This is a genomic window from Citrobacter sp. Cpo069 (assembly GCF_030332785.1).
Lineage (GTDB): Bacteria > Pseudomonadota > Gammaproteobacteria > Enterobacterales > Enterobacteriaceae > Citrobacter > Citrobacter portucalensis.
Map to the genome: position 1 here is coordinate 369747 of NZ_JAOWHD010000046.1, position 14415 is coordinate 384161.

Here is a 14415-nt window from a genome sequence, read left to right on the forward strand (position 1 = left end):
TATAGCTCATTAATGTTCGTTATCGAGCATAATAGCAAAGAATTGCGCCATTGGTAACATCGGATAAACAATTTACAGTGATACATATAACATTATGGCGTTTAACTGCCGTCGGGACGTACACTAAGCAGTAACATGTCCGAAAAGCATCACCTGCCATATAAAGAAGAGAGAGCAATGGATCAGTTTGAATGTATTAATGTCGAAGAAGCGCATCAAAAGCTGCATCAGGGGAGCGCGGTGTTAGTGGATATCCGTGATCCGCAAAGCTATGCCATGGGTCATGCCCCGCAGGCGTTTCATCTGACGAACGACACGCTGGGGTCATTTATGCGCGAGCATGATTTCGACACCGCTGTGTTGGTGATGTGTTATCACGGCAACAGCAGTAAAGGCGCGGCGCAATATCTTCTTCAGCAGGGCTATGACGCGGTTTACAGCGTTGACGGCGGCTTCGACGCCTGGCATCGACATTTTCCGGCAGAAGTGGCATACGGTTCGTAAGCTAACAAAGATGCAGCCTGAAACGGGCAGGATATATATACTGTCCTCTTTTGTGTGGAATAAGCGACAGCAACCATGTTGATGATTACCTCTTTTGCTAACCCCCGCGTGGCGCAGGCATTTGTTGATTATATGGCGACACAGGGCGTTATCCTGACGATTCAACAACATCAGCAAACGGATGTCTGGCTGGCGGATGAGTCCCAGGCCGAGCGCGTGCATGCTGAACTGGCGCGATTTCTGGAGAATCCGGGCGATCCGCGCTACCTAGCGGCAAGCTGGCAGTCGGGTCAGACCGACAGCGGTCTGCACTACCAGCGTTATCCGTTCCTGGCCACATTGCGCGAACGCGCAGGCCCGGTAACCTGGTTGGTAATGGCCGCGTGTGTGCTGGTGTTTATCGCGATGAACGTGCTGGGCGACCAGGCGGTGATGCTTTGGCTGGCATGGCCGTTTGACCCTTCGCTGAAATTTGAATTCTGGCGTTATTTCACCCACGCTTTTATGCACTTCTCGCTGATGCATATTCTGTTCAACCTGTTGTGGTGGTGGTATCTCGGCGGTGCGGTTGAAAAGCGTCTGGGCAGTGGAAAACTGATTGTTATTACCGTGATCAGCGCCCTGTTGAGCGGCTATGTTCAGCAGAAATTTAGCGGCCCGTGGTTTGGTGGACTGTCTGGCGTGGTATATGCGCTGATGGGCTACGTGTGGTTGCGTGGCGAGCGCGATCCGCAAAGCGGTATTTTCCTGCAGCGTGGTTTGATTATCTTTGCTTTGATCTGGATTGTTGCCGGCTGGTTTGATCTATTCGGCATGTCGATGGCGAATGGTGCTCATATCGCCGGATTGGCCGTGGGTCTGGCAATGGCGTTTGCCGATACGATGAATGTGCGGAAACGAACTTTGTAGGCCGGATAAGCGTTAGCGCATCCGGCAAAATTTCAGGGAACACTAATGAAGCAAACACAACGACATGACGCGATCATCGAGCTGGTAAAAAAACAGGGATACGTCAGTACTGAAGAGCTGGTGGAGCATTTCTCCGTCAGCCCGCAGACGATTCGCCGCGATCTTAACGATCTGGCCGATCAGAACATGATTTTGCGCCATCACGGCGGCGCGGCGCTGCCATCCAGCTCGGTCAACACCCCGTGGCATGACCGTAAAGCGACGCAGACGGCGGAAAAAGAGCGCATTGCCCGCAAAGTTGCCACGCAGATCCCGAACGGCTCTACGCTGTTTATTGATATCGGAACCACGCCGGAAGCGGTGGCTCACGCGCTGCTTAATCACAGCAATTTACGCATTGTGACCAACAACCTCAATGTGGCGAACACGCTGATGGCGAAAGAGGATTTCCGCATAATCCTCGCCGGTGGTGAACTGCGTAGCCGCGATGGCGGTATTATGGGCGAAGCGACCCTCGACTTTATTTCCCAGTTCCGTCTGGACTTCGGCATCTTAGGGATCAGCGGCATCGACAGCGATGGTTCTCTGCTGGAGTTTGATTATCACGAAGTTCGTACCAAACGCGCGATCATTGAGAATTCACGGCATGTGATGCTGGTGGTGGACCACTCGAAGTTTGGGCGTAACGCGATGGTGAATATGGGCAGTATCAGCATGGTGGATGCGGTGTATACCGATACGCTGCCGCCTGCTGGTGTGATGCAGGTGATTGCTGACCATCATATCCAGTTAGAGCTGTGCTAAGGTAATTCCAGGCCTGATAAGCGTTGCGTATCAGGCATTAACTAAACGCCGTACCCCATCATCTTCAGCAGCTTCTGCGCATGTTGCACCGCATCCTGGCGATGTGCGACGCCGAGCTTTTGGTACAAATTGCGGATGTGCGTCTTGATGGTCGTTGCCGCGACGGCCAGCTCACCGGCGATCTGCTCGTTGCTGTAGCCTGAATAAATCAGTCCCAGAACCTGCCATTCGCGCTGGGTCAGCGGGCTGGTGCGGATAAGTTCCGGCACTTCCGGGTGAGTAAGCAGACGCTCAACGAACCCTTCATCGAAGTGGGCAAATTTATGGCGGTGATGCTGGTTAATCTCACGCAAAATGCGCTGGGCGCGGTGCTGATCGAGTTCCGGTAAGGTATTGAGCTGAATCAGCTGACGCAGTTGTTGCGCCATGGCCTCGCCTTCGATAACAAAGTGGCTGATAAACCCGGTACGGTTCGCCAGCTGTAGGGCGTCGAGTAACACACGCTGGGCGTCATTTTTGCGCCCTGCCTGCCAGTAGAGCTGATTAAGCAGCAACAGGTTGCGGTTCAGATCGCTCATCAGGCGCAGGTTGCGCGCATTTTCATTCAACTCTTCCAGCACAATCTCAGCCGGTTCAAACTCTCCGAGCAGGATTTGTGCACGAGCGATGTTGCGCCACTGGCTTTGCAGGAAGTGGTTATTGGCGAATTCTGGTTTCGGCGTGTGGCGCAGCCAGTTGGCGGCCGAGTTTTTGTCGCCCACCATTTGCCAGTAAATCACCCGCACCTTATCGGCGTTGGAGATCCAGTCGCTGTGATAGTGACCGTTGCCCAACAGGTTTTCCAGACGGTTGAGCAGGCTGCGAGCGTTATCGAGATCGCCCCGTGCCAGTGAACACTGAACCAGCAGCGCCAGACACTGTAGCTGTTGCTGCGGCTGGAAGGTGGAAAGCAGTTCAATACCGCTACGGGCAGAGGCTTCTGATTCGTCCAGACGCGCCCATGCCCACAGTAGCTGCGCGCGAATACGTACCAGGAATTCGTGCATCGGCAGCTGTTCCAGGTGCTGTTCTTTGATCAGCTGGAACGCTTTTTCCTGAGTTTCCCAGGCGGCCTGTAAAAAGCCCTGGGCAAACAAAATTTCGCTTTGCTGGATAAGACTCCACAGTGCGTAATGCCAGACGTCATGATGGCGGGCCATTTGCTCGGTTTGCTGCATCAACGCCAGAGAGCGCGTGAGATCGCCCTTACAGTGCAGGACTTCGCCGTGCACCGAGGTGGCGACGATACGGCTATAGAACCAGGCGATGGGTAACTCATCCAGCGCCAGTTTCGCCAGACGCTCGGCTTCGTCAGGGTTTCCGTCGTTAATCGCTACCTGCGCCCGCAGGGCGTTGAATTCGGCGTGCAGTGTCGGCTCCATGTCGCCTTTTATTTCCTGCTCAGCACGCGCCAGCAGAGTGTTAACCTCTCCGTAGCGGTGCTGGCTTTGCATCAGCCAGGCCTGGAGCAGAACCAGACGCGGATTTTCCAGCAGGCTTTCCCACGGCAGGGCTTTCAGCGACTCTTCCAGTAACGTCAGCTCGCTATGGTTAAACAGTCCCCACGCATGATTAAGCAGGATATCGCGCAGCATATGGGCGTCGCCGGCCGCCAGCGCGTGGTGGATAGCTTCGCTGGGGAAGCCTTGCGCCATCCAGCTTTCAGCTGCGGCGCGGTGTATTTCGGGCAGTTCGTTCGCCAGCTCCCATTGGCAGCGCTGGCGTAAAAAGCTGCCAAACAGCGGGTGATAGCTGAACCACTCGCCAACGTCATCCATTCGCTGTAGGAATAACCCCTGGCGCTCAATTTCTTCCAGCCGCATCTGGCCGTTTTCTTCCCCGGTAACGCGGACGATTAGCGCATCGTTCATGGAACGCAGAATGGCGCTTTTTAGCAGGAAGTGACGGGTGCCGAGGTCAACGCTGTCCAGCACTTCATCAACCAGATAATCGGACAGATGGCTGGCGTTGATCCCGGCGAGGCGACGTGCCGACTGGTGAGCGGAGTTATTGTTCTGGCGGGCGGAAAGGGCGATCAGTTGTAATGCCGTGGCCCAGCCAGCAACGTCATCGCACATCCGGCTGCTTTCAGCTGCTTCGATGGGGGAGGACAAACGTCGGTCGAAAAATTGTTTGGCTTCCTGATGGTTAAAGGCTAACTGTTGGCTGCCTATCTCCAGCAGCTGGTCGCGTACCCGCAGGTTAGCAATGCCCAATTGCGGCAGGTTACGTGACAGCACGACCAGCGTGAGGTTCTCAGGCTGATGACGCAGGAAGAAACGCATCGCTTCGTGAATGGCCGGATTAGAGATCAGATGATAATCATCTACTACCAGGTAGAGCGGGCGGTGCCACTCGGCCAGTTCGATAAATAGCTGGGCAAACAGTGACGTCAGGCTGGCGTACTGACGTTTTTGCACCATCGCTTCGCTGGTGGTGCAGTGTCCACCGGTTGCCTGTTGGATAGCGGCGATCAGATAACTGGCAAAGCGCTCTTGCTGATTATCGCCCTCATCCAGAGAATACCAGCCTAAATCATTTTTCCCTGCCGCCCATTGTGAAACCAGCGTCGTTTTTCCATAGCCAGCAGGACTTGTTATCAGGGCAAGCCTGAAATTGTTCGCGCCGGAAAGTTTAGCCAACAGGCGCTCACGAACCACCGTATGGTCGAGTCGAACCGGACGACTTAATTTAGACGGAATCAACATAAGTTAGTCACTTCACTGTGTGAAAATAGGGAAGAATGATTTTTTTTGCGCTTCGTAATTAATAGATATAAGGTCGGCCAGATTAAGATTTATTGCAAGTTATGTCCGGGATTGGACTGTCTTATTTTGCGCTATGTCACAAATTCTTAAGATGATAGACACCTACTGAAACCGGTGTCAGGATGCGCGGCTGTTGAAGTGTTTGACCAAGGGCGGCGATTGAACCCCTTCTGACGAAGCATGATTTGCTGTTATAGAATTATCTTAATTGTTACTGTTGGTGATAATTTTTAATGTAAATCATTGGTGACTATAGATTTTGCAGAGTTCTATACTCATTTTCTTTGAAAATAACGATTCAATTCCTTAAATTAATAAAAGTATGATGAATCCGTTACCACAAGCCACGTTTATCTACGATAGTTTTACACAGTTCGATATCTGTAACGTAGAAATCATGAAGCTTCTTCTGGGGGCAGGATGTGTATGATAATCCAAACAATAAAAAAGGAACGAAACAGTTAGCAATAACGCCAATAATAAAGGAAAAAGTGATGGCAGTGAGTACCAAACTTTCATAAGGATTGGGAAGTGAACGGTACTGTGCATCTTTACTCAGTAAAATTCTGACGACAGCAATCATTGTATAACTTATTAGTGGTACTGAACCTATCAGTGCGCATGTCTTATCATAAGAGATAATATCGCCCATTTTTATTAATGATAAAAATTCAGTCATCGTCCTTCCAAATAACAAACTGTAAATGACAGCGGTTAAAAAAATAATCACAAAAAGAGCCCAGATTCGTAAGTGTATTTTTTTCATGTCATCTTTTCTAGAACGAGTAAAAATATTGAGAATTGAATCCATAATCAGAACCTCTTCTTTCCATTTTACGGAAATATTCACGGATTCTTGTTTTTGATTCTACAGATAGTCCAATATCATCCTCAATATGATTTAACCTATTATTAAGGTATAACCCTAAGGCTATTATAAAAAAAGTAGTTACAATGATGGGTGAACTGGCGAGAGCAAGCCCTCCAGCAATGACCCCAATCACTACCCCCGACACCACCGCCTTTGCAGCATCCATTGAGATATCTACCAAAAAATCCACCAGATCATAATCAGACTTAAAAATCAGTTCAATTGCCCGCCAGGCAAGTGAGAAGTAGATGCAGTATTTGACACCATTTCGGATATTGTTATAAAGCCCACGTTTACCCAATGCCATTTCCAGCATCTGTGGATGGCTTGCTCCGTAGCGGGTTCCGTTAAGAATCCGGCGCAGGGCGGGATACCCGGTAATTTTGATATAGGTTTTACCGCCGATTTTGTATTCAATAGCTTTAATGCGGATTGCACTGAAATTAAAGACCAACTCCTGTGCGGAATTGTAATAGGTAGTAAGCTTAGAGAGACTGCGGAAGCCATCCAGGCCATCTTTGAAGTTGCCGGGTGCTGCGCGGTAGGAAAAAAATTTATCCACTCCGCCGATTAAATCGTCCGTCACCTGCTGTGCTTCTTCGAGAGTGAGCAGAAGGATGTGATGACTTTGCGTGATAAATGAGCCATCCATAAAGGCAATATCGCGCTGCACAGGGTTCATGGTATGCCAGCTATTAAAATCTCTTGCCTGCGGTCGTTCGTCCCGAAACCTGAGTGAGTTGCCATTTAACATGGAGTTACGTTTACGCATGATTTTTCCTTATCAAGAGATGTCTGGCGTCAGAAAGTTCGTTCACTCCACAAACTATAAGCGCTGGTACTTGCCATGCAGTGTTCCCAACTAATCGATTCATAAATAAAGGAAACGCGTTCTTGTGCTTCGTTTCCGTTTTCAATGATATTGTGAGGGACTATTAATTTAATGTTTGATATATGTGCTTTGAATAATTTAATTTTATAATAGACTTCTTGCATTCCTGTTGGTGTGGTTCGATAGAGGAATATTTCGCACTCCAGCGTTTCGTTATCGTTGATCGCTTTGTTCAGCAAAGGGGACGAACGATCAACAGGTTTGATAATCTGGAGTTCGTGGTGATTAACGTTCTGCTGACGCGTTGTTTCATGCTCAAGTCCATAAATCATAATTTGGTTGAGATGGTTTGTCTGAGATTTATTTCCTATAGAGTACCTGGAGCCGCAGTTTTCGGAAATATTACCCTGTAATTCACCTTTCAGAGTAATCCAAGATAAGTTTGCCATATATATCCTTGGATAGTATTTGTTTGATTTATTTTTATGTCGAAGATTTATCTTAGTGTGCTCTTGAATTATTTTGATTTCAACCGTCTTGTTATTTTAAAAATAGCGGCTGTAGTAATTGTTGTAAAAGTTATAATTATTAATTTGTCATCTCGTCTTGCAAGGTATTATGCTGATTCTTGTCAAATCAGGCGAGGCGTCTCAGGTACAGTGCACTGCGAAGTCAGTCGATTTATTGGCGTAGTTGGTAATAATAAAGTGGCGGCGATCACACTTTTATGCTCATCCCCGCTCCTCCTCCCTCCCTAATCCGTGCCAGGATGAGGAATGTCAACAACGAGCCAGGCAAACTAGCGATAACGTTGTTTTATTACCTAAGGATCTGGAACCCCTATGTCACAGCCTACTTTCAACAAAGATCAATTTCAGGCTGCCCTGACGCGTCAGTGGCAGCGCTTCGGTTTACTGTCGGCTCAAGAAATGACGTCGCGCCAGTGGTGGCAGGCAGTGAGTGGGGCGTTGGCTGAGTTACTCAGCGCCCAGCCTGCGGCGAAACCGGCAAAAAATCAGCGTCACGTTAACTACATCTCGATGGAGTTTTTGATTGGTCGCCTGACCGGCAACAATTTACTCAACCTCGGCTGGTATCAGGCGGTGAGCGATGAGCTGAAAGTGCATGACGTCAACCTGACTGATCTGCTGGAAGAAGAGATCGATCCGGCGTTGGGTAACGGTGGATTGGGACGCCTGGCGGCCTGCTTCCTTGATTCGATGGCGACAGTCGGCCAGTCGGCGACGGGCTATGGCCTCAACTACCAGTACGGCCTGTTCCGTCAGTCGTTTGCCGATGGCCAACAGATGGAAGCCCCGGATGACTGGCATCGCGGCAGCTACCCGTGGTTCCGTCACAACGAGGCGCTGGATGTGCAGGTTGGGATTGGCGGCAAGGTCACCAAAGAAGGGCACTGGGAGCCAGGGTTTACTATCACCGGCCAGGCCTGGGATCTGCCGGTTCTTGGTTACCGTAACGGCGTAGCGCAACCGCTGCGTCTGTGGCAGGCCAGCCATGCGCACCCGTTTAACCTGACCAAATTTAATGACGGCGATTTCCTGCGCGCAGAGCAGCAGGGCATCGACGCTGAAAAACTGACGAAAGTGCTGTACCCGAACGATAACCACACCGCGGGTAAAAAGCTGCGCCTGATGCAGCAGTACTTCCAGTGCGCCTGCTCCGTAGCCGACATTCTGCGCCGCCATCATCTGGCAGGGCGTAAGCTGCACGAACTGGCTGATTACGAAGTCATTCAACTTAACGATACTCACCCGACTATCGCGATCCCTGAACTGCTGCGCGTGCTGATTGATGAGCACCAGATGAGCTGGGACGATGCGTGGGCGATTACCAGCAAGACCTTCGCTTACACCAACCACACCCTGATGCCGGAAGCGTTAGAGTGCTGGGATGAGAAACTGGTGAAAGCACTCCTGCCGCGCCACATGCAAATCATCAAAGAAATTAACGACCGCTTTAAGACGTTGGTTGATAAAACCTGGCCGGGTGATGCTGAAGTCTGGGCGAAGCTGGCAGTGGTGCACAATAAACAGGTGCGTATGGCCAACATGTGCGTGGTCAGCGGTTTTGCGGTCAACGGCGTGGCGGCGCTGCACTCCGAGCTGGTGGTGAAAGATCTGTTCCCGGAATATCACCAGCTCTGGCCGAACAAATTCCATAACGTCACTAACGGGATTACTCCGCGTCGCTGGATTAAGCAATGCAACCCGGCGCTTGCCGCACTGCTGGATAAATCGCTGAAAAAAGAGTGGGCTAACGACCTCGACCAGCTGATTAACCTGGAAAAATACGCGGACGATGCGAAGTTCCGTCAGCAGTATCGTGACATCAAGCTGGCGAACAAAGAGCGTCTGGTGAAGTTTATTAAAGCGCGCACCGATATTGAAATAACGACTAACGCTATCTTTGATATTCAGATTAAACGTCTTCATGAGTACAAGCGCCAGCACCTCAATCTGCTGCATATTCTGGCGTTGTACAAAGAAATTCGTGAGAACCCGCAGGCCGATCGCGTGCCGCGTGTATTCCTGTTTGGCGCAAAAGCCGCGCCGGGTTACTACCTGGCGAAAAATATCATCTTCGCCATCAACAAGGTTGCACAAACCATCAATAACGACCCGACAGTCGGCGACAAGCTGAAGGTCGTATTCCTGCCGGATTATTGTGTCTCGGCGGCGGAAATGCTGATCCCGGCGGCGGATATCTCTGAGCAGATTTCAACCGCAGGGAAAGAGGCTTCCGGCACCGGTAACATGAAGCTGGCGCTGAACGGTGCGTTAACCGTAGGTACGCTGGATGGCGCAAACGTCGAAATCGCCGAGAAGGTGGGTGACGAGAATATCTTTATCTTTGGTCATACCGTGGAAGAGGTGAAGGCGCTCAAAGCCAAAGGCTACGACCCGGTGAAATGGCGTAAAAAAGACAAAGTGCTGGATGCTGTCCTGAAAGAGCTGGAAAGCGGGAAATACAGTGATGGCGACAAGCATGCCTTTGACCAGATGCTGCACAGTATCGGCAAGCAGGGCGGCGATCCGTATCTGGTGATGGCGGACTTCGCGGCCTACGTTGAAGCTCAGAAGCAGGTTGACGTGTTGTATCGTGACCAGGACGCCTGGACCCGGGCGGCGATTCTGAATACCGCGCGTTGCGGCATGTTCAGCTCGGATCGCTCCATCCGCGATTATCAGGCTCGTATCTGGCAGGCGAAACGTTAAGGAATCGCGATGGAAAGCAAACGTCTGGATAATGCCGCGCTGGCGGCGGGGATCAGCCCCAATTACATTAATGCCCACGGTAAACCGCAGTCTATTGGCGCCGAAACCAAACGGCGTTTGCTTGACGCCATGCATCGCACCACCGCTGCCACTCAGGTGGCGGTAACCCCGGTGCCGAATGTCATGGTCTATACCGCTGGCAAGAAAATGCCGCTGGCGGTTGAGGGAAGCGGAGAGTTTAACTGGCTGCTGACCACCGAAGAGGGCGTGCAGCACAAAGGGCATGCCGTCGGCGGTAAATCTTTTAACCTTCCGGCGAAGCTGCCGGAGGGGTATCACACGTTGACCCTGACCCAGGGCGAGCTGCGTTCCCATTGTCGTATCATCGTGGCACCAAAGCGCTGCTATGAACCGCAGGCGTTGTTAGCCGGGCAGAAGCTGTGGGGCGCATGTGTTCAGCTCTACACCTTGCGATCGGAAAAGAACTGGGGGATTGGCGACTTCGGCGATCTCCGCACCATGCTGGTGGATGTGGCGCAACGCGGCGGCGCGTTTATCGGGCTTAATCCGATTCACGCGCTGTATCCGGCGAATCCGGAGAGTGCCAGCCCGTACAGCCCGTCGTCACGTCGCTGGTTGAACGTTATTTATGTTGATGTAAACGCCGTAGATGATTTCCGTCTGAGTAAAGAGGCGCAGGCGTGGTGGAAGAAACCCGCGACTCAGCAAGCTCTGCAACGCGCCCGCGATGCCGAGTGGGTTGATTATTCTGCTGTTACCGCATTGAAGATGACGGCGCTACGTATGGCGTGGAAAAGCTTCTCTGCGCGTGATGATGAGCAGATGGCGGCATTTCGCCAGTTTGTGGCTCAGGAAGGGGATAGCCTCTACTGGCAGGCGGCCTTTGATGCGCTGCATGCGCATCAGGTGAAAGAGGACGCATTGCGCTGGGGCTGGCCGGTGTGGCCAGAAGTTTTCCAGTCAGTGGACTCGCCAGAGGTAAAACGCTTCTGCGAAGAACATCGTGATGACGTAGATTTCTACCTGTGGTTACAGTGGCTGGCGTATACCCAGTTTGCTGACTGCTGGAAAACCAGCCAGGGCTTTGCCATGCCGATAGGGCTGTATCGCGACCTGGCCGTTGGCGTGGCCGAAGGCGGGGCGGAAACCTGGTGTGACCGCGAGTTGTATTGCCTGAAAGCTTCAGTTGGCGCGCCGCCGGATATTCTCGGTCCGCTTGGGCAAAACTGGGGACTGCCGCCGATGGATCCGCACATCATCACGGCACGCGCCTACGAACCGTTTATCGAACTGCTGCGCGCCAATATGCAGAACTGCGGCGCGTTGCGTATCGACCATGTCATGTCGATGCTGCGTCTGTGGTGGATCCCTTACGGTGAAACAGCCGATCACGGTGCCTACGTGCATTATCCGGTCGACGATCTGCTGTCAATTCTGGCGCTGGAGAGTAAACGTCACCACTGCATGGTGATTGGTGAAGATCTGGGTACCGTGCCGGTGGAGATCGTCAGCAAGCTGCGTGACAGTGGCGTCTACTCCTACAAAGTGCTTTATTTTGAGAATGACCATGAGAAAAACTTCCGTGCGCCGAAAGCGTACCCGGAACAATCAATGGCAGTCGCGGCGACGCATGACCTTCCTACGCTTAAAGGTTATTGGGATAGCGGCGATCTGACGCTGGGTAAAGCACTGGGCCTGTATCCGGATGAAGTCGTGCTGCGCGGGTTGTATCAGGACCGGGAACTGGCGAAACAGGGGCTGCTGGACGCGCTGCACAAATACGGCTGCCTGCCAAAACGTGCCGGTCACAAGGCGTCCCTGATGTCGATGACGCCGATTCTGAATCGCGGCATGCAACGCTACATCGCTGACAGCAACAGTGCGCTACTGGGCCTGCAACCGGAAGACTGGCTGGATATGGCTGAGCCGGTCAACATTCCGGGGACCAGCGACCAGTACAAAAACTGGCGGCGTAAGCTCACCGCCACGCTGGAGCAGATGTTTGCCGATGAGGGCGTGAATAAGCTGATTAAGGATTTGGATAAGCGGCGAAAAGCGGCCGCGAAGAAGAAGTAAGAAAGCCGGGGATTTCCCCGGCTTTCTTATGGTGATGGCTCGTAGCACGTAGGCCTGATAAGCGTAGCGCCATCAGGCTCAGTTTTATCAGACCACCATACCCAGCAGCAGACACCCTACCAGACCGCAGACGGAGATAATGGTTTCCAACATTGACCATGACTTGATGGTTTCACCGATGGTCAGGTTGAAGTACTCCTTGAACAGCCAGAACCCAGGATCGTTCACGTGGGAGAAGATGACGGAACCGGAACCAACCGCAATAACCATCAGCTCAGGGCTTACGCCGGTCGTTGCAATCAGCGGTGCCACAATCCCACCTGCAGTAATCGCTGCAACGGTTGCGGAACCCAGTGCGATACGCAGTACTGCAGCGATAGACCATGCCATCAGCAGCGGAGAAACGTTAGAGCCGTGCATCATTGAAGCGATGTATTTGTCCACGCCGCTATCAACCAGAACCTGTTTGAAGGCACCGCCACCACCGATGATCAACAGCATCATCGCGATGATTTTGATTGAGGACACCAGCGTGTCGTTAATCTGATCCATCGAACGTCCGCGGTTCAGACCAAAAGTGAACATCGCAATCAGCACCGCAATCAGCGTTGCCATGACCGGGTCACCGAGGAATTCTGCAACCGTCAGGAAAGCATGACCTTTCGGCAGAATCATCTCCGCCACGGCGCGCATTGCCATCAGGATAACCGGGACCAGAGAGGTCCAGACGCTGACGCCAAAGCCTGGCATCTCTTCTTCAGTGAAGGTTTTTGCGCTGTACAGACCTTCCGGGATTGGCTTATCGATGCCTTTCAGGAAACGCGCGTATACCGGACCGGCGAGAATAACGGTCGGGATTGCCAGAATCGTACCAAACAACAGGGTTTTACCCATATCTGCGTGGAAAATGGTGGCAATAGCGGTTGGACCCGGGTGCGGTGGCAGGAAGCCGTGAGTAACGGACAGCGCAGCCGCCATCGGCACACCAACGTACAGCAGCGGGATGTTAGCAGCGGCAGCAATGGTGAATACCAGCGGCAGCATCAGCACGAAGCCGACTTCGTAGAACAGGGCAAAACCGACGGTAAATCCGGTTAATACCACCGCCCACTGAATGTGTTTTTTGCCGAATTTAGCAATCAGCGTGGTTGCGATGCGCTGTGCGCCGCCGCAGTCCGCCAGCATTTTGCCCAGCATGGCGCCAAAACCCATAATCAGGGCGAGGCTGCCAAGGGTTCCGCCGACGCCGGCTTTAATCGAACCGATGACTTTATCCAGTGGCATCCCTTGCATCAATCCGACAGCAAGCGCCACCAGGACGAGAGCGATGAAGCCGTTCATTTTGAAACGGATCATCAGGAGGAGTAACAAGATTACACCGATAGCAACGATGACTAATGGCATGATTTACCTGGCCTTTACTTTGTTATGGGTAACGTCAGTGTTTAGATGACAAATTCCGATTGTCCCGACCGGGAACAGAGTATTCTCAGCACCAATGCTGGTTGCCTTCAAAACTAATCAGTTTAACTGGCTATTATGTGTGTGTTAGGTGCTGATACGAATGATACGGGTAACATGCTGCGCTTGAAAATCACCTGGACAGGCAAAATTTAAAATATGAGAAGCTGGTCAAATTATGCGGGGGATTGTTGCAGGGCACAGGCAGAGAAATGCAGGGTTGTAGGCCGTTACGCTGCCATTCGGCAGCAATGCCCGATAGCGACGCGGATGCGTCTTATCGGGCCTACGGATACTCTACAGGTTCGGGCGTTAGTAGTAAGAGTGCTCGCCGCGCTGGTGTTCGGTTAAATCGCGAACGCCTTTCAGTTCAGGGAATTCAGCCAGCAGCTGCTTCTCGATACCTTCTTTCAGCGTTACATCTACCATTGAACAGCCGTTACAGCCGCCGCCAAACTGCAGAATGGCGTAGCCTTCATCGGTGATTTCCATCAGAGAGACACGACCACCGTGGCCAGCCAGCTGTGGGTTGATCTGCGATTGCAGCATGTACTCCACGCGTTCCATCAGCGGCGCATCATCGGCAACTTTACGCATTTTGGCGTTTGGTGCTTTCAGGGTCAGCTGGGAGCCTAACTGGTCGGTAACGAAATCGATTTCTGCATCTTCCAGATACGGTGCGCTCAGTTCATCAACATATGCGGTCAGCAGGTCAAATTTAATGGCGGTGTCGGTTGCTTCCACGGCGTCCGGCGGACAATAAGAAACGCCGCATTCAGCGTTAGGCGTGCCGGGATTAATCACAAATACGCGGATTTGTGTCCCTTCTTCCTGATTTGCCAGCAGTTTGGCAAAGTGCGCTTGTGCAGCATCGGAAATATGGATCATAGTAAT

11 protein-coding genes are annotated in these 14415 nt (G+C 51.9%); 5 read left to right on the top strand and 6 right to left on the bottom strand.

Going from position 1 to position 14415, the window contains the following annotated elements:
* Positions 1–177 precede the first annotated feature (177 nt).
* From glpE to OGY08_RS11365, 3 genes are all read left to right on the top strand, one after another.
* Positions 178–504 (top strand): thiosulfate sulfurtransferase GlpE, encoded by a 327-nt coding sequence (glpE, locus tag OGY08_RS11355; RefSeq protein ID WP_003827629.1) that lies wholly within the window; start codon positions 178–180, stop codon positions 502–504.
* Positions 505–579: 75 nt separating this feature from the next.
* The gene (gene glpG / locus OGY08_RS11360; protein WP_032945236.1) at positions 580–1413 is read left to right on the top strand and encodes a rhomboid family intramembrane serine protease GlpG; all 834 of its coding nucleotides are present in this window, start codon (positions 580–582) and stop codon (positions 1411–1413) included.
* Between the two features lie 45 nt (positions 1414–1458).
* The gene (locus tag OGY08_RS11365) at positions 1459–2217 is read left to right on the top strand and encodes a DeoR/GlpR family transcriptional regulator (RefSeq protein ID WP_003023499.1); all 759 of its coding nucleotides are present in this window, start codon (positions 1459–1461) and stop codon (positions 2215–2217) included.
* A 41-nt stretch (positions 2218–2258) separates the two neighbouring features.
* Here OGY08_RS11365 and malT read toward each other — a convergent pair whose 3' ends face one another.
* From malT to OGY08_RS11385, 4 genes are all read right to left on the bottom strand, one after another.
* Positions 2259–4964, bottom strand: a complete 2706-nt coding sequence (gene malT, locus OGY08_RS11370; RefSeq protein WP_008786340.1) for an HTH-type transcriptional regulator MalT — start codon at positions 4962–4964, stop codon at positions 2259–2261.
* Positions 4965–5358: 394 nt separating this feature from the next.
* Complete coding sequence (locus tag OGY08_RS11375; protein WP_125362803.1) at positions 5359–5835, bottom strand: DUF1240 domain-containing protein; 477 nt, start codon at positions 5833–5835, stop codon at positions 5359–5361.
* Entirely contained in the window at positions 5801–6667 is an 867-nt protein-coding gene (locus OGY08_RS11380; RefSeq protein ID WP_125362804.1) for a hypothetical protein, read from the bottom strand. The genes OGY08_RS11375 and OGY08_RS11380 overlap by 35 nt, the downstream gene beginning before the upstream one ends.
* 29 nt (positions 6668–6696) lie before the next feature.
* Entirely contained in the window at positions 6697–7176 is a 480-nt protein-coding gene (locus OGY08_RS11385) for an Hcp family type VI secretion system effector (RefSeq protein WP_103014726.1), read from the bottom strand.
* Between the two features lie 393 nt (positions 7177–7569).
* Here OGY08_RS11385 and malP point away from each other — a divergent pair, with 393 nt between their 5' ends.
* Together malP and malQ are read left to right on the top strand one after the other, a co-directional pair.
* On the top strand, positions 7570–9963 hold the full coding sequence (gene malP / locus OGY08_RS11390) for a maltodextrin phosphorylase (RefSeq protein ID WP_286565886.1): 2394 nt from the start codon (positions 7570–7572) through the stop codon (positions 9961–9963).
* Positions 9964–9972: 9 nt separating this feature from the next.
* Positions 9973–12060 (top strand): 4-alpha-glucanotransferase, encoded by a 2088-nt coding sequence (gene malQ, locus OGY08_RS11395; RefSeq protein ID WP_032945226.1) that lies wholly within the window; start codon positions 9973–9975, stop codon positions 12058–12060.
* 87 nt (positions 12061–12147) lie between these two features.
* On the opposite strand, the gene gntT is transcribed toward malQ, so the two are convergent.
* Together gntT and nfuA are read right to left on the bottom strand one after the other, a co-directional pair.
* Positions 12148–13464, bottom strand: a complete 1317-nt coding sequence (gene gntT, locus OGY08_RS11400; RefSeq protein WP_003023507.1) for a gluconate transporter — start codon at positions 13462–13464, stop codon at positions 12148–12150.
* Positions 13465–13833: 369 nt separating this feature from the next.
* Positions 13834–14409 (bottom strand): Fe-S biogenesis protein NfuA, encoded by a 576-nt coding sequence (nfuA, locus tag OGY08_RS11405; RefSeq protein ID WP_003023509.1) that lies wholly within the window; start codon positions 14407–14409, stop codon positions 13834–13836.
* Positions 14410–14415: the final 6 nt, after the last annotated feature.

What these genes read in the sequence shown, in the direction of transcription:
- glpE (WP_003827629.1), top strand. Translation starts at nt 178, where the DNA reads ATGGATCAGTTTGAATGTATTAATGTCGAAGAAGCGCATCAAAAGCTG.
- glpG (WP_032945236.1), top strand. Translation starts at nt 580, where the DNA reads ATGTTGATGATTACCTCTTTTGCTAACCCCCGCGTGGCGCAGGCATTT.
- OGY08_RS11365 (WP_003023499.1), top strand. Translation starts at nt 1,459, where the DNA reads ATGAAGCAAACACAACGACATGACGCGATCATCGAGCTGGTAAAAAAA.
- malT (WP_008786340.1), bottom strand. Translation starts at nt 4,964, where the DNA reads ATGTTGATTCCGTCTAAATTAAGTCGTCCGGTTCGACTCGACCATACG.
- OGY08_RS11375 (WP_125362803.1), bottom strand. Translation starts at nt 5,835, where the DNA reads ATGGATTCAATTCTCAATATTTTTACTCGTTCTAGAAAAGATGACATG.
- OGY08_RS11380 (WP_125362804.1), bottom strand. Translation starts at nt 6,667, where the DNA reads ATGCGTAAACGTAACTCCATGTTAAATGGCAACTCACTCAGGTTTCGG.
- OGY08_RS11385 (WP_103014726.1), bottom strand. Translation starts at nt 7,176, where the DNA reads ATGGCAAACTTATCTTGGATTACTCTGAAAGGTGAATTACAGGGTAAT.
- malP (WP_286565886.1), top strand. Translation starts at nt 7,570, where the DNA reads ATGTCACAGCCTACTTTCAACAAAGATCAATTTCAGGCTGCCCTGACG.
- malQ (WP_032945226.1), top strand. Translation starts at nt 9,973, where the DNA reads ATGGAAAGCAAACGTCTGGATAATGCCGCGCTGGCGGCGGGGATCAGC.
- gntT (WP_003023507.1), bottom strand. Translation starts at nt 13,464, where the DNA reads ATGCCATTAGTCATCGTTGCTATCGGTGTAATCTTGTTACTCCTCCTG.
- nfuA (WP_003023509.1), bottom strand. Translation starts at nt 14,409, where the DNA reads ATGATCCATATTTCCGATGCTGCACAAGCGCACTTTGCCAAACTGCTG.